Raw genomic sequence first — 22,370 nt, 5'->3', positions numbered from 1 at the left:
GGCACGAAAACTGGACATGCTCACGCCGCGCCCGACATAGTGGCCGCTCTTCTGACAGCGAGGAGCAGTGATGGGCAGACCTTCGTTTCAAGCCGTCTGGAATGCGTTTGTGGCCGTTAGGGTTCCGGTTCGAGCGGTTGGCAAGCTGATTGGCGGAAACGTCCAGATGAATATCGAAATGCCGGACGGCTTCGAGAACGCATGTGCCATCAGGATGAGCTATGTCCTGAACAAGACCGGATTTCCGATTCGCAAGACATCGAAGTTCCGCATGGTGAGCGGTGGTGATCGGCAACAGTACATCTACCGCGTCGACGACATGCTTGCTTATCTTGAGCACAACCTTGGTAGACCTGACAAGACTGTCCATTCGCCTCGACCGGTCGCATTTGCGAACATGCGCGGCATCTTGGTCGTCAAAGGGTATGGATGGATTGGCGCTCACGGGCATGCGACGCTGTGAGATGGGGCGCAATGTGTAGACAAATGCCATTTCGCCAACGACCCTGACAATGGGACGTTCATACCCAAAACCGCCTCCCTATGGAAACTCCCATGAGGAAGATCGGAATCGCGGTCATATGCGCGACATTCGTAACGTCGGCCTATGCAGACGGAAGACCATCCCAGTCGGCTGAAAATACACATCCCTTGCAAAGATTCTCGCAACGTACGCTGCTGAAAAACTGGGCCTTGAGCGCTTGCCTTGCAAGAATTGCGACGAGCCCGGCTGACAGAGCCGGTGCCAGGGCAACGGCAGGCGCCTACTTCGAATTTGGGAAGCAACCGATCGAAAGCTACGACGCCATCCGAACCCTCATCGGCAAGTTCGTCGCCCGTAAATACGGCTCGAAGCCCGAGATCGGCGAGACGCCCACGGAGTTGAACACCATGAAATGCATCGACCTGTTCTACAGCAAGGAACTGGACCAATTGGTGCGCAAACAGCCCCGGGTCAACTAGCGCCTACCTGCGAAGCTACCCCCAAAACAAAAACCCCCGCGAGCTTGCGCCGCGGGGGTTTTTGTCAGACGTTGACGAGACCCGGAGGCCCCGTCTGGTCCGGCGTGATTTACATCATGCCGTCCATGCCGCCCATGCCGCCCATGCCGCCCGGCATGGCCGGAGCCGACTCTTCCTTCGGCGATTCCGCCACGGCGCAGTCCGTGGTCAGCATCAGCGAAGCCACCGAGGCGGCGTTCTGCAGCGCGGTGCGGGTCACCTTGGTCGGGTCCAGCACGCCCATTTCCACCAGGTCGCCGTACTCGCCCGAGGCAGCGTTGTAACCGTAGTTACCCTTGCCTTCGATCACCTTGGCCACCACGACCGAAGCCTCTTCACCAGCGTTCAGCACGATCTGGCGCAGCGGCTCTTCCATGGCGCGCAGCACGATCTTGATACCGGCGTTCTGGTCAGGGTTTTCGCCTTGCAGGGCCGAGATCGCAGCGCGGGCGCGCAGCAGGGCCACACCACCGCCGGGGACGATGCCTTCTTCCACGGCAGCGCGGGTGGCGTGCAGCGCGTCTTCCACGCGTGCCTTCTTTTCCTTCATTTCGACTTCGGTGGCAGCGCCAACCTTGATCACGGCAACACCGCCGGCCAGCTTGGCCACGCGCTCTTGCAGCTTTTCACGGTCGTAGTCCGAGGTGGCTTCCTCGATCTGGGCGCGGATCTGCTTCACACGGCCTTCGATGGCCGAGCCGTCGCCGGCACCGTCGATGATGATGGTGTTTTCCTTGCCGATCTCGATGCGCTTGGCCTGGCCCAGGTCCTGCAGCGTGGCCTTTTCCAGCGTCAGGCCGATTTCCTCGGCGATGACGGTACCGCCGGTCAGGATGGCGATGTCTTCCAGCATGGCCTTGCGGCGGTCGCCGAAGCCCGGGGCCTTCACGGCGGCGGTCTTCAGGATGCCACGGATGTTGTTCACCACCAGCGTTGCCAGGGCTTCGCCCTCGACGTCTTCGGCGATGATCAGCAGCGGACGGCCAGCCTTGGCCACTTGCTCCAGCACCGGCAGCAGGTCACGGATGTTCGACACCTTCTTGTCGAACAGCAGCACGAACGGGCTGTCCAGGGCAACAACCTGCTTTTCCGGGTTGTTGATGAAGTACGGCGACAGGTAGCCGCGGTCGAACTGCATGCCTTCCACGACTTCCAGCTCGTCGGCCAGCGACTTGCCGTCTTCCACGGTGATCACGCCTTCCTTGCCAACCTTGTCCATGGCTTCGGCAATGCGCTCGCCGATCGAGGCGTCGCTGTTGGCCGAGATCGCGCCAACCTGGGCGATTTCCTTGCTGGTGGTGGTGGGCTTGGACAGCTTCTTCAGCTCTTCCACGGCAGCGCCGACAGCCTTGTCGATGCCGCGCTTCAGGTCCATCGGGTTCATGCCGGCGGCCACGAACTTCATGCCTTCGCGGACGATCGACTGGGCCAGCACGGTAGCGGTGGTGGTACCGTCACCGGCGTTGTCGCTGGTCTTGGAAGCCACTTCCTTGACCATCTGCGCGCCCATGTTCTGGAGCTTGTCCTTCAGTTCGATTTCCTTGGCCACGGACACGCCGTCCTTGGTCACGGTCGGGCCGCCGAAGCTGCGCTCCAGCACCACGTTGCGACCCTTCGGGCCCAGGGTCACCTTCACTGCGTTGGCGAGAATGTTCACGCCTTCGACCATCTTGGCACGGGCGGCGTCGCCAAACACTACGTCTTTTGCTGCCATGTTCTGTTTCTCCTGATCTGTACGAGTGACGCGTGGATTACTTGTTGACCACGGCCATGATGTCTTCTTCGCGCATGACCAGCAGTTCCTGGCCATCCACCTTCACGCCCTGGCCGGCATACTTGCCGAACAGCACGCGGTCACCCACCTTGACGTCGAGGGCAATGTTGTTGCCCTTGTCATCCTTCTTGCCGGGGCCGATGGCGAGGACTTCGCCTTGATCGGGCTTCTCGGCAGCATTGTCGGGAATCACGATGCCGGATGCGGTCTTGGTTTCATTGTCCAGACGCTTCACGATCACACGGTCGTGCAGAGGACGCAGGTTCATACGGACTCCTAGGTACAAAAAGTGAGTTTTGATTCACAAATGGCCGTCTGAAGGCGACGGCCAACGAGTTTTCGGGTACCGCGAGGGCTCTGTTAGCACTCACCCCCGGGGAGTGCTAATTATAGGGACGAGGGTTGTCGTTTTCAAGACAAGGGCTGAATACGGGGTTTCCCTAGGCAAGGGTTTACCCTATAGCTTATGATCCGCCGCAACCGTGGAGTCTATATCTTGGCGAATCCCTTTCCGATGCCGATGCCGATGCCGAACGACCCGGACCTCGTGCCGGGCATGCCCTACCGCCACTACAAGGGCGGCGCCTACCGTGTGACCGGCCTGGGCCGCTTCGAGGCCGACCTGGCGCCCGTGGTGGTCTACGAGTCCATGCGCGACCGCTCGATCCTGTGGGTGCGCACGGCGGAAGTCTTCACCGAGCCGGTGCGGACCGACGCGGGCGAGATGCCCCGCTTCGCGCCGGACTGGCCGGCCGCGCTGGCCTGTCTGGACTTCCTGCCGCGCCAGACCGTGCTCCAGGCGCTGGCGCTCTATGAGGCGCCCTATCGCCGCTACCACGACCGCACCCATGTGCTCGAGATGTTCGAGGTGGCGCACGCCCGGGGCCTCGCGCTGAGCCCGGCGCAGGCGCTGGCGGTGCTGTTCCATGACGCGGTGTACGTGCCCGGCTGCGAGCACAACGAAGCCGCTTCGGCGGCGTTGATCGAAACGATGGTGGGGGATGTGGATGCCGACGTGCTCCGCCAGGCCATGCAGATCGTCCTGGACACCCGCACGCACACGCCGACCGCGCCCGACGCGGCCACGGTGCTCGATCTGGACCTGTACCGGCTGGCGGCCCCCGCCGAGGCGTTCGATGCCTACACGGCCGCCGTGTTCGAGGAGAACCGCGCGCTGCTGGCCCGCCGCACCGGGCTGGCGGGCGCGGCGCTGCACGCCGCCTTCATGGCGCGCCGCGTGGAATTCCTCACCACGCTGGCGCAGCGCGAGCGGCTGTTCCTGACGCCCGCGTTTGCCGATGCCGAGCAACCCGCGCGCGACAATATCGCCCGGATCATCGCCCGGATTGCGGCCGCCCTGCCCCAGGCTTAGTCGAGTCCGCTGCTGTCGAGGTAGCTCAGCGCCTCGCGCACCTCGCGGCGCGCCTTGAGCACATAGCCGACCCGGCGGTCACGAATCACGAGGACGAGTACTTCGGCCTGCACCATCTCGCCGAAGTGATGGGCCGCGCGATGGAGGGTGAGCCCGGCAAGCTGGGCGAGCTGGTCGGCCGGCAGGCCGTCATCGCCGGCCTCGAGCAAGGCGCGGCAGATGGCCGCGCGCGCGGGCACGGCGAGCAGCGCAAACGTCAGCGCGCTTTCCTGAGTGGCCATGTCCAACCCCGTGTCGTGATGGTTGCGTTCGTTTGTACCGTGCTGACGCGGCAAACGCAAGTCTGCGGTCCGGGTGTTGCGCTGACCCCTCATCCGGCAGGCCGTGCCGGTCACCACGCGTATCGCACGCCCACACGCACCGCGTACTGGTAGTAATCCTGCTGGCCCCATGCGCCGGACACGCTGGTCCAGCCCGACCACGACTTGTTCAGCGCCAGGTTCATGCCCACCTTGGCTTCGAAGCGGTTGCGCGGGTACATCGAACCCAGTTGCACCTGGTTGAAGGCGATGTGGCTCTCGGTGTCCGAGTACCACCAGTTGAGCGTGACATAGGGTTGCAGCTTGCGACCGTCTTCGCGCACGAACGTGCGGTGCGTTCGCACGCCCAGCCGCGTCAGGATGCCGCTCGCACTGGCGCCACGCACGCGGGTGCCGTTCGGCTCGTCGATGTCGCTCTCGTTGTAGTCGACGTAGATCAACTGCGCCTGCGGTTCGACGACCCAGCCGCCGCGCAGCGGCATGGCATAGCCGACCTCGCCAGACACCGCCAGCCCGTTCGCGCTGTACTTCACCGTGGGCAACTGGTCGCCTTCCACGCGGTTGCTGAACCAGCCGTACTGGAACCATGCGTCGGCATAGGCGCCGTGCTTCTTCTCGTCGTCCTGGTACCAGGTGCCGTAGATCCCGAGGCTCCAGCCCTCGACCTTGCCTTTCGCGTGTGCACTGTTGGCTTGCGCCTCGGCATCGCTGCTGGCGTAGCCGTAGCTGCCCATCACGCCCGCATGCAGGCGGCTCGCCACGCCGCCCGCCTGCCACGTCGCCAACTCCGCGCCGCCTTGCAGCAGGAACGAATCGGTGCTGGTCTTGAACACGCCATCCTTGCTACGCCCGCCTTCCCACTTGCCCACCATGCGCAGCCAGCCCGCACCCGGCTTGCCTTGCCCCACGAGGCCCACCCCCTCCGCATACTGCGGCTCGCCGCGGCGATCATGCAGGCTATGCACGAACATCTGGCCCGACAGGCGTTGATTGGCAAGATACGCGCCCACCTCTGGCCGATACAGCGGACGTACCGGCCTGGGCACATCGGGCACAGGGTCCGGCGCAGGGCTCGGAGCGGGGCCCGGCGCGGGGTCGGGCGGCGGCGGAGGCGGGTCCTGCTCGGAGCGCAGGTACCAGGCTTGCGGCGCGGTGCCGTCGATGCTGCCCCGGAACAACCGGTATTCATAAGGGCCAGCCACCGCGCGGCCGTCGATCGAGAACGCACCGGCCTGCGTCGTGCCGCCGTTGATCGTATCGACGAGCTGGATGCCGCTCGCGCTCGTGACCAGCCCCGGCCCCCCCGCATTCGTCACCCGTAGCCTGGACGTGCCGGAGGCGGTCCCGCCGTCGATCACCAGCTTGTCCGATGGCGAGCCATCGCCACCCAGATAGGTGTTGAGCCCGATGACGCCGTCGCCGCTGTACTGGCCGACGGTCAGCGTCTTGAACACCCCGCCCACCGGTGCGGAGAACAGGATCTGGCTTGGGTCGTTGTTGAGCGTCGTGAGCCGCGAGTCGCCGGTGAGGTTCCACGTGCTGTCCCGCAGGACGAGATTCGACGTACTGCCTGCCTCGGTCAGCGCCGCACCGGTCAGCGTGGAGCCGGCGTCAGCATTCAGGTTCAGCGTGCCGCCACCCGTGACGTTGAACAACGCCGCGCTGCCATGCAATGATGACGTTGTCATCGACACGTTCATCGTCCCCCCGTTCATGGCAATGCCAGCGCCCTGCTGGGAGACGAGGGTCGAACCCGCAGCGGTCAGCGTGCCCGCGCCGCCGGCCGCTTCGTATTGCACCGCGTTGGCGCCGGCGCCGCTGGCCGTGACCGTGCTGTCGACCAACGACAGCACACTGTCGCCACGCACACGAACGCCATGCGACCCCGTACCGCTTGTGTTGACGGTGACCCCGGTCGCCGCGAGTGAGGCGCCGCCCACGGACGCGCCTGGAATGATCGCCGCATCCGGATCATTCACGGCACCCACCTGGTCAGGTTCGCCCGAGCCCACCGTGCTGAGGCCCACGGCGTCATTGCCCGTCGTTGTCACGGAACCACCGTTCATGACAAGTCGCGCGGCGTTCCTCGCCGTAGCGCCTTCGCTGCCCACGCCACGCGTGGTCACGGCGACGTTGCCCGCGGTCAGCGTGGTCTGCGTGATGGCAACCAGCCCGATGGCGCCATCACCCGACGTCTCCACCGAACCGCCCGTCATCGTTACGGATGCCGGCGTGCCCGTTCCCGCGCCCGCAGCACGTGCTCCATAGGCGGTGGCGCCAGACGTGCTGATCCGCACGCCATCGGCCACGACCACGCCACCTGCCCCGCCCGCACTGTCGCCGTAGGCCACCAGACCGTCACCGTCAGCGCCCGTCGTCGTCACCGTGCCGCCGCTTACCTGGACACGCCCTGCGGTCAACGCCACGACACCCGCACTGCCAGGGCCCCGCGCTGTCATGCTCGTATTGGTCACTGTGGTCACGCCGCCGGCAATCGCGTTGGCGGCCCGCGCCTGGTTTCCATCGGCTTCAATCGACAGGTCGCGGGCGTTGATCGTCGATTGCACGTCTTGCGCGACAAGCCCCCGCGAAAACCCGCCGGCCGCCAGGACGAAGCCGCCCACCAAGTCGAGCTTCGCGCCAGTATCAGCCACCACCGCGGTGCGCAGCCCGCCCGTGGCAATGACCTCGATGGTCCCTCCCGTGTTGTCGAACGTTCCGGCTGCGCCGCCGCGCACCCATAACCCGGTACCTGCCACGCGTATCAACCCTGCGTTGGTGCCTGCCAGCGTATTGGCGCTGAAGACGACCCCATTCAGGCCAGAAACCTGGCCCGTGGCGCCCTGCGTGAACGTCCCGCCCTGCACGAAGATGACCGTGTCCTGCCCCCCTTGCAACAGTCCGTTGTTGGTCACCGTGCCGGGCGCGCCCATGTGGATGGCACGGTCTCCGCTGGAGATCGTGGCGCCGGCGTGATTGATCACCGTCGCCCCGCTATTCGCGTACAAGCCGCCGAATGGTCCGACCCCCGTCGTTGCCGAGGTGCTCACCGTGCCGTAATTCTCGAAGCGTGAGCCACCCGGAGTGAGAGCGCCAAGGGAGATCCCGTCATTGGTTCCCGTGATCGTGCCGCGATTGACGAGATTCCAGTTCCGCGTGTTATTCGCATTCAGGCCATCATCCGTGGCTACCGCGATAACGGTACCGGCGGGCGCCTCAAAGTTCGTCGCCGCAGGATCGAGCGTCTGCAAACGGACCGTGGAGGTCGAGGATGGAACGGTGACGACTTGCGCATGAAGCAGTGAATATGGCGCCACCAGCGTTGCCGCAGCGAGCTTCGCTTTGAAGGTTTTCATATGCGCCCTCTCTAGAAACATCCTTGTCAGAGTCTGCGTGGACTGCGCCATCACGCGGCATCGGCGTGAAAGTACAACCATCCTAGGCGCTGAAAGAGGTACGTCAAATGATGATGTTTTACATCGCCACAACACATCCTCGGGGGATGTGCGAGTGACTGCGCGCGACAATTCAGGCCCGTCAGATTCGGGGCGGAACACTACTGTCAGAGGAGGATGGAGGCGCGGCGTCGCCGCTGGCACGTAACAGCGGTGTCGCTGTCGGTGATGGCCCCTCTCCCACTTGCAGGATGCATGGCAGGAGAGGGGCGGGAGGTGAGGAACGATATCTGGCCGACGCGGCCAGCGCGCCTCAGACCACGAACGGCAACTGGCGCTGGCGCTTGCCGGTGAGGCGGAACAGCGCGTTGGCCACCGCCGGCGCGATGGCCGGCACGCCCGGTTCGCCAAGGCCGGTCGGGTTGTCCTGCGAGGGGACGAAGAACACGTCCACCTGCGGGGCATCCGGCATGCGCGGCGGCGGGTAGTCGGGGAAGTTGCTGTTCTTCACCGCGCCGTTCTCGATCTCGATGGCAAACCCGGGCCGGGTCATCGACAGCCCGAACACGCAGCCGCCCTGGATCTGCGCCTCGGCCGAGAGCGGATTGACCACGCGGTTGGCATGCACGCCGGCGGTCACGCGGTGCACGCGCGGCTCACCTTTGACCACCGACACGTCCACCACATAGGCCACCACCGAGCCGAACGACTCGTGCACGGCCACGCCCCAGGCATGCCCCTTCGGCAGCTTCTTCTTGCCGTAGCCGGACTTGTCCACCGCCAGCTGCAGCGCGGCGCGGTGCCGGGCGTGCTTCTGCGGGTCCAGCCGGGCCAGGCGCCACGCCACCGGGTCCTGCTTGGCGGCGGTGGCCATCTCGTCGGCCAGCGTCTCCTTGACGAAACCCGTGTGCGTGTTGCCCACCGAGCGCCACCAGAGCACCGGCACGTCCACCTTCGGATGGTGCACGGCCAGTTGCAGCGGCAGGTCGTAGTCGTTCTCGACGATGCCCTCGGTCATCGTCGCGTCCACGCCGTTCTTGACCATCATCGGCTCGAACGGCGTGCCGGCGATGATCGACTGGCCGACGATGGTGTGCTGCCAGCCCACCACGCCGCCCTTGGCGTCCACGCCAATGCGCGCGCGGTGCACGTGCAGCGGCCGGTAGTAGCCGCCCTTGATGTCGTCCTCACGGCTCCACATCACCTTGAGCGGCTCGGTGTGGCCGTTGCCGATCCACGTGCGCAGCACGTTGGCGGCCTCGACCAGATAGTCCGAGGTCGGCACCGCGCGCCGGCCGAAGCCGCCGCCAGCCATCATCGTGTTCAGCGTGACCTTCTCCGGCGCCAGCCCCAGCGTGCGGGCGATGGCGGCCTGGTCGATGGTCTGGAACTGCGAGCCCACCCACACCTTCACCGCCGTGGCCTTGTTGCCGGCCACCTCGGCCTGCATGGTGCAGTTGAGCGGCTCCATCGGCGCGTGGGCCAGGTACGGCAGGCGGTATTCGGCGTCGATCACCTTCGCCGCGCCCTTGAGCGAGGCGTCGATGCCCTCCAGCGGCTTCGCCACCGTGCCCGGCTGCGTGGCCAGCTTGCTGTACTGGTCGAACAGCGCGGCGGTGCTCACCGTCGAGCCGCTGTCTTCCCAGACGATCTCCAGCGCCTCGCGCGCGGTCTTGGCCGGCCAGTAGCCGTCGGCCACCACGGCCACGCCGGTGCCGCCGCGGTCCACGGGCACCAGCATCACATCGACCACGCCCTTGATCTTGCGTGCGCGGTCGGCGTTGAACGACTTGACCTTGCCGCCAAAGCGCGGCGGGCGGGCCACCACGGCCACGACCATGTCCTTGAGCCGGGTGTCGATGCCGAACACGGCGTCGCCGTGCAGCTTGGCGGCCGAATCCAGGCGCGGCGTGGGCTTGCCGACGATGCGGAACTGCGCCGGGTCCTTGAGCGTGACCTGCGCCGGCACGGGCAGGCCCATGGCGGCGTTGGCCAGCTCGCCATAGGTGGCGCGATGGCTGCCGGAGGTGACCACGCCGAGCGACGTGCTGCAGCTCGCCGGGTCCACCTTCCACTGCTGCGCCGCCGCCGAGATCAGCATCGCCCGGGCGCGCGCGCCCAGTTCGCGGTACTGCTGGAACGAGTGGTTCAGGGCCGTGGAGCCGCCTGTCATCTGGATGCCGAAGGCCGGGTCCTTGTACGCGTCGCCGGCCGGGGCCAGCACCGCGCGCACGTTCTTCCAGTCCACGTCCAGTTCCTCGGCCAGCGCCATCGGCAGGGCCGTCTGCACGCCCTGGCCGAACTCGAGCCGGTTCACGGCCACCGTCACGGTGTTGTCCGGGGCGATGATCAGGAACGCCTGCGGCGCGGACGGCGCCTTGGGCGCGCCCTCCTCAGCCTGGGCGACCGTGCTGAGGCCGGCCATCCCGCCAATTCCGATCGCCAGCCCGCCGCCGGCCATCCCGCCCAGCTTCAGGAAGCTGCGCCGCGAGAGCGGCGCAATGCCTTCGGCCGGCGCGGACGCCTCGGTCACCGGCGCGCCGCTGCCGCCGGCCAATGCTTCAATGCCACGAATTCGCATGATGATTCCCCGCTCAGGCGATGGCCCGGGCGGCATCCTTGATGGCCGCGCGAATCCGTTGATAGGTGCCACAGCGGCAGACGTTGCCGGCCATGGCCTGGTCGATGTCGGCGTCGGTGGGGCGCGGCTTGCTGCGCAGCAGGCCCACGGCGCTCATCACCTGCCCGTTCTGGCAGTAGCCGCACTGGGCCACATCGTGGCGCAGCCAGGCGTCGAGCACGGCGCGGCCGATCTTGTCGTCCGGCATCGATTCGATGGTGCCGACCTTGCTGCCGGCCACGGCCGAGATCGGCATCACGCAGCTACGCGTGGCCTGACCGTTGATGTGGACCGTGCAGGCGCCGCAGGCGGCCATGCCGCAGCCGAACTTGGTGCCGGTCATGCCGAGGTTGTCGCGCAGGGCCCAGAGCAGTGGCGTGGACGGATCGGCGTCCACGTCCACGGTCTTGCCGTTGAGGGTGAGGGTAGTCATTGCGGGGAACTCCTTGGGTGCGTTGCCCTTAGTCTTCTTGCATCGCACCGCCGGGCTCGTTGGCATGCAACGTGGCACGGGATCCCTGGCCACCCGGCGGCGCCCACGGAGGATAGAACAAATTCGAGAAACGTGCGTCGGCCCCCGCACATGGGTTGGCGTGCACCGGGATGGGGCGAAACCGAGGTTTGCTGGCCCTGCTATTTAATAGCGTGCCCCTTCTATTTAGTCGCGGACAAATAGAGATGCAGCGCGTTGAGATCGGTGTCGTTCATCTTGGCGAACGACGAGAACGGCATGACCCGGCTCACGTCGGTGCCGTCGGGGCGCTTGCCGGTGCGCATCATGGCGACGAACTGGTCCGGCTGGGGGTAGCGCTTCATCACGCCGTTCGGGCGCAGGTCGGCGGCCGGCGGCCAGTCGGGCGGGGCACCGGGGATATGGCCGCCGCGCAGGTCGCCGCCATGGCAGCCCATGCAGGCGTTGGCCATGTACTGGCCATAGGCCGGCGTCACCGCGGCGGCAATCGCGGGCGCGGGCGGCAGGTCATGGTTGATCTTCTCGGCGGCGTCCCGGATCACGCCTGCGCCGTACAGCCCCTGCGCGAACCACGGGAAGCGCACTTCGGCCGGCTGCCCGTTGGCCGGCGGCAGGCTGCGCACGTAGGCCACCAGCGCGCCGAAGTCCTCATTTGAAAGCCGGTTGTAATCCTCGCTCGGCATGATCAGCAGCGGCCGGCCCGACTGCGCCACGCCGTGGCGGATGGCGCGGTCCCAGTCCTCGGGGCGGTATCGGGCGACGTCGGGGTTGGCCTGGGTGATGTCGGGCGCCCGCACGCGCAGGCCGTTGGGCTCGTCGAAGACCTGCTTGCCGGCGCCCTTGGCGCCGTGGCAGTCCATGCAGCCGCGCGATTCGTAAAGATATTTGCCATGGGCAATGGCGGCGGCGTCGGTGGGAATCGTCACCGGGGCCACGCTGACGTCCACCGTCCGCGCGAGCTTGCGTCCGCCCCACCAATAGGTACTGCCCACGGCCACCGCCACCACGACAACGAAGGCAATCGACGCCGAACTGGCGATGCGGAAGAATCGCGCAATATCCATGGGTTCCCCTCTCCGTGGCGGAGGCACGGCCGCCGCGCGGCCCGCCCCGGCCTGATTGCAGCCGGAACGGGGCGCGGATTCTGTGCGCGATGATACAGACGCCGACCGCCCGCGGCATCGGGTCTTCCCCACCCCCTACCAAAAAATGCGCCCGAGCGCCAGCCCCAACAACGCCCCGCCATGCCCCGTATCTCGGGTCTGGTCCGCCCCGCAGAACGACTACATTGCGCCATACGCTGGGCAGGGGTGCGACCATTGCGCCGGCGCCCGCCGTATCCCGGACCGCCTCCTGATGCACAGGGGCAGCCATCGACAACACAAGACATGACGCCAGAGACGGCCGCGAACCCCCTCCAACCCCCGCCACCGGCGGCTGCCCCGTGGCGGCGGCCGCTGCAGGGCGGGCTGCTGGCACTGTGCACGCTCGGCGGGGTGGCAGCCATCTGGGCCGGCCACGAGCTGCTGGTCTCGGCCGCGCTGGTGACGGTCTTCCCGGCCTGCATCGCCTTCATGAGCGCGCAGAATCGCAAGAGCCGCGCCAACCTGCGCAGCAGCGAGCAACGCTTCCGCCAGGCGCTGGAGCATTCCGCCATCGGCATGGCGCTGGTTGGGCTGGATGGGCGCTGGCAGCTGGTGAACCGCGCCATGTGCGAGCTGCTCGGGTACACGCCCGAAGAGTTCCGCGAGACCCCGTTCCAGCTGATCACCCACCCGGACGACCTGGGCGCCGACCTGCGCCAGCTGGAGCGCCTGACCGCCGGCGAGATCGACGCCTACCGCATGGAAAAGCGCTACCGCCACAAGGACGGCCGCTACCGCTGGGCGCTGCTGGCCGTGTCGATGGTGCGCAACGAGCAGACCGGCCACCCGGACCACTACATCGCCCAGGTGGAGGACATCCACCGCCGCAAGCTGGACCACGAACGCATGGAACAACTGGCGCGCCGCATGGAACTGGCCGTGGAAGCCGGCGGCGTGGGCATCTGGGAATGGGATTTCACCAACGCCACCATCACCTGGGATGCCCGCATGCACACGCTGCACGGCACCCCGGTGGAGCTGGGCGCGCCCACGCTGGCGCAGTGGATTGCCATGCTGCACCCCGAGGACGTGAGCCGCGTCAGCACCGAGATGCGCCAGGCGATTCGCGGCGTGCATCGCTTCGATACCGAATACCGCGTGGTATGCCCCACCGGCGAGGTGCGCCACGTGCGCGCCATGGCCATGGTCTCGCACCACGAGGATGAGGACGAAGGTAACCACGGCGGCGGCGCCAGCACAGGCACCCCCACGCGCCGCGGCATGACGCGCGCGCTGGTCGGCACGAACTGGGACATCACCGAGCAGCGCCGCCTGAACCGCGCGCTGTTCGAGGAGAAGGAGCGGCTGCACATCACCCTGCGCTCGATTGGCGACGCGGTGATCTGCACGGACCGCGTGATGCGCGTGACCTTCATGAACCCCATCGCCGAGCAGCTCACCGGCTGGAGCCTGGACGCCGCGATGGGCCAGCCGCTCGAGCAGGTCTTCCGCATCGTCGATGAAATCACCGGCGTGACCATCCCCAGCCCGGTGGAGCAGTGTCTGCAGACCCTGCGCCCGGCCTACCTCCAGGAAGGCGCGGTGCTGCAAAGCCTGACCGGCGAGCGCCATGACGTGCAGGACTCCGCCGCACCGGTGCTGACCAATGACGGCGGCGTGCTGGGCGCCGTGCTGGTGTTCCAGGACATCACCACCTCCCGGGCGCTCCAGCGCGAACTGGCCCACTCGGCCACCCACGACGCCCTGACCGGCCTGCCCAACCGCGCCTGGTTCGAAAAGCGCCTGCGCGAGTCCTGCGAGGCCGCCCGGCTGCACGGCCACCGCGCCGCGCTGTGCTTTATCGACCTGGACCGCTTCAAGATCGTCAACGACACCGCCGGCCACGGCGCCGGGGACGTGCTGCTGCGCGAACTGGGCTATGTGATCCGCCACCACGTACGCCCCGACGACCTGCTCGCCCGGCTGGGCGGCGACGAATTCGCGCTGCTGCTCAAGGACTGCTCGGTGGACCACGCCGAGCACGTGTGCCAGAAGGTCATCGACGCCGTGCACGAACGCCGCTTCCCGTGGGAAGGCCGTGTCTACGATGTGGGCGCCAGCATCGGCATCGCCGCCATCGACGCCGACGCCCCGCCGGTGGGCGAGCTGATGAGCCGCGCCGACGTGGCCTGCTACGCCGCCAAGGCTGCCGGCCGCAACCGGGTCTCGGTCTACCGGCGCGATGAAAGCGACGCGCGCCGCCATCACCGTGAGCTGGAGGTGGCCGCCGGCATCCATTCGGCCCTCGACGCCAACCGCTTCCGCCTCTACGCCCAGGAGATCCGCTCCCTGCGCGAGGGCGAGCAGGGCCGGCACGTCGAGATCCTGGTCCGCATGGTCGACGAGCAAGGCGCGCTGATCATGCCCGGCGCCTTCATTCCGGCGGCCGAGCGCTATGACCTGATGGGCCACATCGACCGCTGGGTGATCCGCAACGTGCTGCACCAGTACGGGCGGCGGCTGGCGGCGGTGCCGGGGCTGTCGGTGTCGATCAACCTGTCGGCCAACTCGCTGGGCGAGCCTTTCCTGCTGCCCTTCCTGCACGACGCCCTGCGCGACTCCGTGCTGCCCGCCAGCCGCATCCGGCTGGAGATCACAGAGACCGCGCTGATCAACAACATGACCGCCGCCAGCCGGCTGGTGGCGGAGATGCGCAGCACCGGCTGCACCGTGGCGCTGGACGACTTCGGCGCCGGCCTTTCGTCGTTTTCCTATCTGAAGCAGTTCCCGGTGGACTACCTCAAGATCGACGGCAGCTTCATCCGCAACCTCACCGGCAGCGTGGTGGACCGGGAGATCGTCAGCTCGATCAACGACATCGGCCACCGGCTGGGCGTGCAGACCGTGGCCGAGTCCGTGGAGGACGAGGAAACGCTGGGCACGCTGCGCGCGATTGGCGTGGACTACGCGCAGGGCTATGTGATCGGCCGGCCGGTGCCGGTGGAGCAACTGCTCGAGGCGTGGGAGCGCGAGGCGGACACGGCCTGACACCCTTGGGGTGCCGGCATCACACCGGCCCGCCGCGCCGTTCGGATTTCCGAATGGGCTTCCCGCCCGGTTGTCCGGATTTCCGAACGCCGCGCCGCCATCACATCGAAATTCCCTTTTTATTCATCGACTTACACCCTCCCTCGGGGGCCGCCGCGCTGGCACGCCTCGTGCACGCCTAGGCGCCGCTGTCAGGGCGCGATGCCTACGTGCCCGACCCCAAGGAGGATGTACTGACGATGACAATGAAGCGACTGCCCACACTGATCTTCATCGCGATGCTGCTCGGCGTTCTGGCCGGCACCGCTGCCCACCACCTGGCGCCCGACGCCGCCACCGCGAAATCGATCGCGGATCACTTCTCCATCCTCACCGACATCTTCATGCGGATGATCAAGATGATCATCGGCCCGCTGGTGTTCGCCACGCTGGTCTCCGGCATCGCCGGCATGGGCGACGGCAAGGCGGTCGGCCGCATCGGCCTGAAGGCGATGGCGTGGTTCCTGGGCGCCTCGATCACCTCGCTGCTGCTGGGCCTGGTGATGGCCAACCTGCTGGCGCCGGGCCACGGCATGAACCTGCCGCTGCCGGCCGCGGACGCCGCCTCGAACCTGAAGACCGGGGCGCTGAACCTGCGCGAGTTCATCGCGCACATGTTCCCCAAGAGCTTCGTGGAGGCCATGGCCACCAACGAGATCCTGCAGATCGTGGTGTTCTCGCTGTTCTTTGGCTTCGCGCTCGGCACCCTCAAGGACGGCATCGGCAAGCCGGTGCTGCAAGGTGTGGACGGCCTCGGCCACGTGATGCTGAAGGTGACCAACTACGTGATGGCGTTCGCGCCCATCGGCGTGTTCGGCGCGGTGTCCGCCGTGATCACGGCGCAGGGGCTGGGCGTGCTGACGATCTACGCCAAGCTGCTGGGCAGCCTGTACCTGGCGCTGGCGCTGCTGTGGGTGGCGCTGATCGCCGGCGGCTACTACTTCCTGGGCCGCGACATCTTCCGCCTGATCCGCCAGCTGCGCGCGCCGCTGATGATCGGCTTCGCCACGGCCAGCAGCGAATCGGCCTACCCGAAGGTGATCGAGCAGCTCACGCGCTTCGGCGTGAAGCCGCGCATCACCGGCTTCGTGCTGCCGCTCGGCTACTCGTTCAACCTGGACGGCTCCATCATGTACACCTCGTTCGCCGCGCTGTTCGTGGCGCAGGTGTACGGCATCCAGCTCTCGCTCACGCAGCAGATCACCATGCTGCTGGTGCTGCTGGTGACCAGCAAGGGCATCGCCGGCGTGCCGCGTGCCTCGCTGGTGGTGGTGGCCGCCGTGCTGCCGATGTTCGGCCTGCCGGAGGCCGGCATCCTGCTCGTGTTGGGGATCGATCACATCCTGGACATGGGCCGTACCGTCACCAATGTGCTGGGCAATGCCATTGCCACGACCGTCGTCGCCAAAAGCGAAGGCGCGATCGGCGCGCCGGATCTTTCCGACGAGGACGACACCTCGGCGGACAGCAACACCGGCCTGACACCCGCTCAGGCGCTGGCCAGCAAGTAAGCCGGCCAAGGCGTGCCAGGGCCCGGTTGCCCATCAGGCGGCCGGGCCTTTTTGCGTTTACCGGGGCGTCTGACCTGTCCGATTTGGCCGGCATTTGGGCGGGGGGTGGGCGGGGTGTGGTAAAACGTGGGCCTCGCCGCCGATCCGGCCCGATCCGCGCACGCGGAATGCGGTGTCGGCGTCACCTGGCGGCTGTGCATCCGCCTCACAGAATTCCTCATGACCGGCCCCCTGTCTTCCGCCGATACCGGCCTCGCTCCTGGCGGGGGCGGCGGCATCTCGCCCTGGCGCCGCGCCGCGCCGATCGTCGCCCTGCTGGCCCTGGCCGCGCTGGTGACGGCCGCGGGCTGGCTCGGCTATCGCCTGACCTATGACACCGCGCTGGACCGCCAGGCCGAGCGCGGCCAGGTGCAGATGCGCCTGTACGCCCAGACGCTGGAGAGCGAACTGGCCCGCTTCGACTACGTGCCGAGCCTGCTCTCGCTCGATGCCCGCGTCGAGGGATTGCTGCGCCAGCCGGGCAACCCCGAGCGCGTGGCCGCCGCCAACGCCTACCTCGCCGCGCTGAACGGCCGGGCCGGCACCCGCGTGGTCTATATCCTCGATGCGCGCGGCAAGGTCCTCGCCACCAGCAATTTCCAGCGTCCGGACAGCTACCTCGGCGAAGACCTGAGCTTCCGCCCCTACTTCCGCAGCGCCATCGAAGGCCAGCTGGGCCGCTTCTACGGCGTGGGCACCACGCGCAGCGAGTCTGGCTACTACCTCTCCGCGCCGCTGGGCGACCGCGACAAGCCGGCGGGCGTGGCGGTGGTCAAGATCGGCCTGGAGCCGCTCGAGAACCGCTGGCAGGGCAATGACAGCCAGATGCTGCTGACCGACGAGAACGGCGTGGTGATCCTGGCCTCGGACCCGTCCTGGAAGCTGGCCGCGCTGCGCCCGCTGGCACCGGCCCAGCGCGAGAAGCTGGACCGCTCGCTCCAGTACAACCGCGCCCCGCTGCCCCCGCTGGCGCTGACCACGGTGCGCGAACTCGGCCCCGGCCCGAGCGAAGGCGGCGACGCGCTGGTGCGGCTGCGCCAGGGCCCGCCGATGCTGGCCCAGCACCTGGCCCTGCCCGGCACCGACTGGAACCTGACGCTGCTGACCAATATCTCGCAGGCCCGCGTGGCCGCGCTCAACAGCGCGGCGCTGAGCGGCGTGCTGGCGGCCTTCGTGCTGCTGCTCGGAGCGGCCTGGAACGTGCGGCGGCGCATTGTCAGCGAGCGGCTGGCGGCGCGCGCGGCGCTGGAGGCGGCCAACAGCGAACTCGAACGCAAGGTGGCCGAGCGCACCGCCGACCTCTCCGCCGCCAACCAGCAACTGCATGCCGAAGTGGCCGAACGCACCCGCACCGAGACCTTCCTGCGCCAGGCGCAGGATGGGCTGATGCAGGCCGGCAAGCTCGCCGCGGTGGGCCAGATGTCGGCCGGCATCGCCCATGAACTGAACCAGCCGCTCGCGGCGCTGCGCACGCTCTCGGGCAACACCAGCAAGTTCCTCGAACGCGGCGACCACGCCACGGCGCAGGAAAACCTCGGCAAGATCATTGGGCTGGTGGACCGCATGGGGCGCATCACGGGCGCGCTGAAGTCTTTCGCGCGCAACCCCTCGGTGGGCCAGCGCGGCACGGCCCGGCTGGCCGAGGCGGTGGACAACGCGCTGTTCCTGCTGGAGACGCGCATCGCGGCGGTGGCACCGGCCATCGAGCGCGACATCGACCCCCACCTGATGGTGGCCTGCGACCCGAACCGGCTTGAGCAGGTGCTTGTCAACCTCGTCGGCAATGCGCTCGATGCCATGGCCGCGATGGCCGGCCGCGGGGCGCCCCGCCTCTCGCTGCACGCCTACCAGAGCGGCGGGCTGGTGCACCTGACCGTGCGCGACAGCGGCCCGGGGCTGTCCGAGGCGGCCTTCGCGCGGCTGTTCGAGCCGTTCTTCACGACCAAGCCGGCTGGCGAGGGGCTGGGCCTCGGCCTGACGCTGTCCGCCGGCATCCTGAACGAGAACGGCGGCACGCTGACCGCGATCAACCATCCCGAGGGCGGCGCCTGCTTTACGCTCGCCCTGCCAGAGGCCGGGCCGGAGGCGCGCCATGTCGGCTGAGGTGCAGCAGCCGGACGCCATGACGGCTGGCATGACCGCCATGACCGCCATGACCGTGATGATCGTCGAGGACGACCCGGACGTGCGGCTGGGCTGCGAGCAGGCGCTGCGGCTCGAGGGCATGGCCACGCGCGCCGTGCCCAGCGCCGAGGCCGCGCTGCGCGAGGTGCAGGCCGGCTACGCCGGCATCGTCGTCAGCGACATCCACCTGCCCGGCGCCGACGGCATGGCGCTGCTGCGCGAGCTGATGGCCCGCGACGCCGCGCTGCCGGTCATCATGATCACCGGCCACGGCGATGTGTCGCTGGCCGTGCAAGCCATGAAACAAGGCGCGTACGACTTCCTCGAGAAGCCGTTCTCGCCCGAGCGGCTGGTAGCCACGTGCCGCCGCGCTCTCGACAAGCGCCGGCTGGCGCTGGAAGTGGCCGAACTGCGTGCGCGGCTGGCCGGGCGCGAGGCGCTGTCCGCCCGGCTGATCGGCGACTCGCCGGCCATCGGCCGGCTGCGCCAGATGATTGCCGACCTGGCCGACACCGCCGCCAACGTGCTGATCCACGGCGAGACCGGCACCGGCAAGGAACTGGTGGCGCGCTGCCTGCACGAAGCCAGCGGCCGGCGCGCGCGCCATTTCGTGCCGATCAACTGCGGTGGCCTGCCCGAACAGCTGTTCGAATCGGAAATCTTCGGTCACGAGGCCGGCTCGTTCACGGGCGCCGCGCGGCGCCGCATCGGCAAGATCGAGCATGCGGAGGGCGGCACGCTGTTCCTCGACGAGATCGAGAGCATGCCCATGCCGATGCAGATCAAGCTGCTGCGCGTGCTGCAGGAGCGCGTGGTGGAGCGGCTGGGCTCCAACCTGCCGGTGCCGGTGAACGCACGCGTGGTGGCGGCGACCAAGGCGGACCTGCGCGCACTGGCCGACGCCGGCCAGTTCCGCGCCGACCTGTACTACCGGCTGAACGTGGTGACGCTGGCGCTGCCGCCGCTGCGCGAGCGGCGCGAGGACGTGCCGCAGCTGTTCGAGCATTTCGTCGCCCAGGCAGCGCTGCGCTTCGAGCGCGAGGCCGTGCCGGCCACGGCGGCCGAACTGGCGCGGCTGGTGGCCTATCCCTGGCCCGGCAATGTGCGCGAGCTGCGCAACCTGGCTGAACGCCATGTGCTGGGCCTGGGCTGCGACCCGGCCCAGGGTGGCGCCGCGCCGCACGCACTGCCGCTGCCCCAGGCCGTGGAGCAGTTCGAGCGCGCGCTGATTGCCGATGCGCTGCGCCGCCACGACGGCAATCTGACCCGCGCCAGCGAGGCGCTGGGCGTGGCCAAGACCACGCTGTTCGACAAGGTAAGGAAGTACGGATTGAACTGAAAAGTAACGCCATCGACGGCAATGTATCGAATGTACCAAACGGGGGAACTGCGGCGCCTGGCACCTGTCACTTCAGAGGTGCGCTAGGACCGGCACGCGGGCAGAAATGCCGGCGTGAATGCGAACCGACAGCGTTGTGCCGTCCACCGAAGCTGCCCGATGTACGTTAAACAACAAAAGTGTGATGCCAATCGCGGGTTTCCCCGTGGCGGCACAGCGCGTTGAAGCCATACTATTGGCATGGCGGAACGCCAACAGGCGGCACAGACTGCCAGGTTCCTACACCGTGCACGGGCACCTGAGCCCGGGCGAGGGAAAAAGCAACAAAGACCGGCCGGGGAGCGGGTCGCAAATGTCAGGGTCAGTAAATCCGGCAGCCCGGATCAAAACGGCGTGGCGCGTCCGAGGGTGCCACGCGGCGAGCAACTGGCGCCGTGCTGCCGATCGACACTACGGGTGATTGGATGAAACTGGATCCGGAACTGGCTGAAAAGCCCTACTACAGCACGCGGACTGCGGCAAAACTTCTCAACGTCTCGTTGGGCACCGTCCAGAAAATGGTCGAACGCGGCGAATTGGGCGCGTGGAAGACCAACGGCGGCCATCGGCGCATTCACAAGGAAACTGTCCACCGCCTGCTGGCGAGCCGCGCCGCGCCCGACATGGCCGCCGAGCACGACCTCGACCTCGTGGTGTTTCACCCGAACCACCAGGAAGCGCAGCGCATCAGCGCCCAGCTGGGCAAGTGGTCGCTGCCGCTCAAGAGCCAGGTGCTCGAGGACGTGGTCGACACGGTCATCACCTCGGTCGATGCCCGGCCGCGCGTGGTGCTCTACTACGTGGAAGAGCTGAACGACGCCGAGTCGGCGATCATCGAGAAGCTCCAGAACTTCTTCGCCCGGCAACGCGTGATCTTCGCCGTCATCACCAACCGCCAGGCCTATGACGGCGTGGCCGATGCGCTCCAGCAATGGGGCATCATGGTGTTCCTGAAGACGCCGTCGCTGGAAGAGATCAAGGGCTTCCTGCGCGCGCAGCTGATGATGGGGCGCGTGGGCGCCTGAGCGCCCGGGCTGACTCCCCTGCTCCTTCGGGAGCGGGGAGCCCATCGACCCGTCCGGTATTAAGTAAGAGCCCCGTACACTCCCCCGCCCGCACCCCTCACGCACCCCTCACGCTGCCACGGCTTCCTGGCAGGAAGCCATCATCCAGCCGTACAGGTCGCGCGGGTCTGGCGGCAGCGCCACCAGCGCGATCGGCCGCCCCACGCCATGCGCGCGCGCGGCGGCATGGAGCCAGCGCAGCACGGCATAGTCCTCCAGCGCGAATCCCACCGAATCGAAGATCGTCACGTCGTCCGCCGACACCCGGCCTGGTGCGGCGCCGGACAGCACTTCCCACAACTCCTGCACCGGCGCCTCGGGCCATTGCTGGATCTCGCCCTCGATGCGCGACTGCGGGGCGTACTCCACCACGATCCGCGCGGCGTGCAGGATGTCTGCGTGCAGCTCGGTCTTGCCCGGGCAATCGCCGCCCACGGCGTTCAGGTGCATGCCGGGACGGATCATGTCCGGCGTGAGGATGGTGGCGTGGGTCTTGTCGGCCGTGACCGTGGTCACGATGTCGGCCCCTGCCAGCGCGGCGGAGATCGACCCCACCGGCACGATCGACAGGCCCGCCACGCCGGCGAGGTTGTGCACCAGCCGCGCGGTGGCGGCCGGGTCGATGTCGTAGGCGCGGATCTCGCGCACGCCAAGCAGCGCGTGGAAGGCCAGAGACTGGAACTCGGCCTGCGCGCCATTGCCGACCAGCGCCATCGTGCGCGCGCCGGGCCGGGCCATGGCGCGCGCCGCCAGCGCCGAGGTGGCAGCCGTGCGCAGCGCCGTGGCCAGTGTCAGGTCGGCCAGCAGCAGCGGGAAACCCGTGCGCACATCGGCCAGCATGCCGCAGGCCATCACCGTCGGCAGTGCCTGCTGTGCATTGCCGGGATGCCCGTTGACGTACTTGAAGGCGAACTGGGTGCCGTCGCTGACCGGCATCAGCTCGATCACGCCTACCGGCGAATGGCTGGCCAGCCGGGCCGATTTCTCGAAGGCAGGCCAGCGCAGGAAGTCATGCCGGACGTGCTCGGCCACCTCGCCGATGGCCCGGGCGACGCCGAGGCGGCGCACCAGCGTGGCGGCATCGGCGGCGTCGAGGAAGGTTGTCATTCTGGGCGTCATGGCGGTCT

Annotated in this window: 16 protein-coding genes; 8 read left to right on the top strand and 8 right to left on the bottom strand. The window is 67.7% G+C overall.

Annotated features, from left to right (window positions below; translation table 11 throughout):
- The first annotated feature begins 70 nt into the window (after nt 1–70).
- Nucleotides 71–463 carry a T6SS effector amidase Tae4 family protein gene (locus SB751_RS17610; protein ID WP_211943774.1) on the top strand — a complete coding sequence of 131 codons (393 nt, stop codon included), beginning with the start codon at nt 71–73 and terminating at the stop codon, nt 461–463.
- A 92-nt stretch (nt 464–555) separates the two neighbouring features.
- Entirely contained in the window at nt 556–963 is a 408-nt protein-coding gene (locus SB751_RS17605; protein WP_410748251.1) for a T6SS amidase immunity protein Tai4 family protein, read from the top strand.
- 109 nt (nt 964–1,072) lie between these two features.
- Here SB751_RS17605 and groL read toward each other — a convergent pair whose 3' ends face one another.
- Together groL and groES are read right to left on the bottom strand one after the other, a co-directional pair.
- Entirely contained in the window at nt 1,073–2,716 is a 1,644-nt protein-coding gene (gene groL / locus SB751_RS17600; RefSeq protein ID WP_144197379.1) for a chaperonin GroEL, read from the bottom strand.
- Nucleotides 2,717–2,753: 37 nt separating this feature from the next.
- A complete protein-coding gene (groES, locus tag SB751_RS17595) occupies nt 2,754–3,044 on the bottom strand; it encodes a co-chaperone GroES (protein WP_008644494.1) in 291 nt (96 codons plus the stop codon).
- Between the two features lie 246 nt (nt 3,045–3,290).
- Between groES and SB751_RS17590 the strand changes: the two genes are divergently transcribed.
- Nucleotides 3,291–4,148, top strand: coding sequence for a DUF1653 domain-containing protein (locus tag SB751_RS17590; protein ID WP_250025336.1), 858 nt, complete (start codon nt 3,291–3,293; stop codon nt 4,146–4,148).
- On the opposite strand, the gene SB751_RS17585 is transcribed toward SB751_RS17590, so the two are convergent.
- The 5 genes from SB751_RS17585 to SB751_RS17565 all read right to left on the bottom strand — a co-directional run bounded on the left by SB751_RS17585 (nt 4,145) and on the right by SB751_RS17565 (nt 12,019).
- Nucleotides 4,145–4,429, bottom strand: coding sequence for a winged helix-turn-helix domain-containing protein (locus SB751_RS17585; protein WP_144197378.1), 285 nt, complete (start codon nt 4,427–4,429; stop codon nt 4,145–4,147). The two genes, SB751_RS17590 and SB751_RS17585, sit on opposite strands and share 4 nt — an antisense overlap.
- A 110-nt stretch (nt 4,430–4,539) precedes the next feature.
- The gene (locus SB751_RS17580) at nt 4,540–7,452 is read right to left on the bottom strand and encodes an autotransporter outer membrane beta-barrel domain-containing protein (protein ID WP_186296815.1); all 2,913 of its coding nucleotides are present in this window, start codon (nt 7,450–7,452) and stop codon (nt 4,540–4,542) included.
- A 724-nt stretch (nt 7,453–8,176) separates the two neighbouring features.
- Nucleotides 8,177–10,444, bottom strand: coding sequence for a xanthine dehydrogenase family protein molybdopterin-binding subunit (locus tag SB751_RS17575; protein WP_144197376.1), 2,268 nt, complete (start codon nt 10,442–10,444; stop codon nt 8,177–8,179).
- 13 nt (nt 10,445–10,457) lie between these two features.
- Nucleotides 10,458–10,916 carry a (2Fe-2S)-binding protein gene (locus SB751_RS17570; RefSeq protein WP_144197375.1) on the bottom strand — a complete coding sequence of 153 codons (459 nt, stop codon included), beginning with the start codon at nt 10,914–10,916 and terminating at the stop codon, nt 10,458–10,460.
- A gap of 221 nt (nt 10,917–11,137) precedes the next feature.
- Complete coding sequence (locus tag SB751_RS17565) at nt 11,138–12,019, bottom strand: c-type cytochrome (protein ID WP_144197374.1); 882 nt, start codon at nt 12,017–12,019, stop codon at nt 11,138–11,140.
- 324 nt (nt 12,020–12,343) lie between these two features.
- On the opposite strand from SB751_RS17565, the gene SB751_RS17560 reads away from it, so the two are divergent.
- The 5 genes from SB751_RS17560 (at nt 12,344) to SB751_RS17540 (ending at nt 21,204) form a co-directional block, all read left to right on the top strand.
- Entirely contained in the window at nt 12,344–15,088 is a 2,745-nt protein-coding gene (locus SB751_RS17560; RefSeq protein ID WP_250025085.1) for a diguanylate cyclase, read from the top strand.
- A 239-nt stretch (nt 15,089–15,327) separates the two neighbouring features.
- Nucleotides 15,328–16,638, top strand: a complete 1,311-nt coding sequence (locus SB751_RS17555; protein ID WP_144197373.1) for a dicarboxylate/amino acid:cation symporter — start codon at nt 15,328–15,330, stop codon at nt 16,636–16,638.
- Nucleotides 16,639–16,857: 219 nt separating this feature from the next.
- Nucleotides 16,858–18,780 (top strand): ATP-binding protein, encoded by a 1,923-nt coding sequence (locus SB751_RS17550; RefSeq protein WP_211943775.1) that lies wholly within the window; start codon nt 16,858–16,860, stop codon nt 18,778–18,780.
- Between the two features lie 31 nt (nt 18,781–18,811).
- Nucleotides 18,812–20,140: a sigma-54-dependent transcriptional regulator gene (locus tag SB751_RS17545; RefSeq protein ID WP_377731489.1), complete on the top strand. Its 1,329-nt coding sequence runs from the start codon at nt 18,812–18,814 to the stop codon at nt 20,138–20,140.
- 464 nt (nt 20,141–20,604) lie between these two features.
- Nucleotides 20,605–21,204: a helix-turn-helix domain-containing protein gene (locus SB751_RS17540; RefSeq protein ID WP_144197371.1), complete on the top strand. Its 600-nt coding sequence runs from the start codon at nt 20,605–20,607 to the stop codon at nt 21,202–21,204.
- Between the two features lie 108 nt (nt 21,205–21,312).
- Here SB751_RS17540 and SB751_RS17535 read toward each other — a convergent pair whose 3' ends face one another.
- Nucleotides 21,313–22,362 carry an ornithine cyclodeaminase gene (locus SB751_RS17535; RefSeq protein ID WP_244844944.1) on the bottom strand — a complete coding sequence of 350 codons (1,050 nt, stop codon included), beginning with the start codon at nt 22,360–22,362 and terminating at the stop codon, nt 21,313–21,315.
- Nucleotides 22,363–22,370: the final 8 nt, after the last annotated feature.

Source organism: Cupriavidus sp. SIMBA_020 (assembly GCF_046535395.1).
Taxonomy (GTDB): Bacteria; Pseudomonadota; Gammaproteobacteria; order Burkholderiales; family Burkholderiaceae; genus Cupriavidus; species Cupriavidus campinensis.
This window is presented reverse-complemented; position numbering and strand designations above follow the sequence as displayed.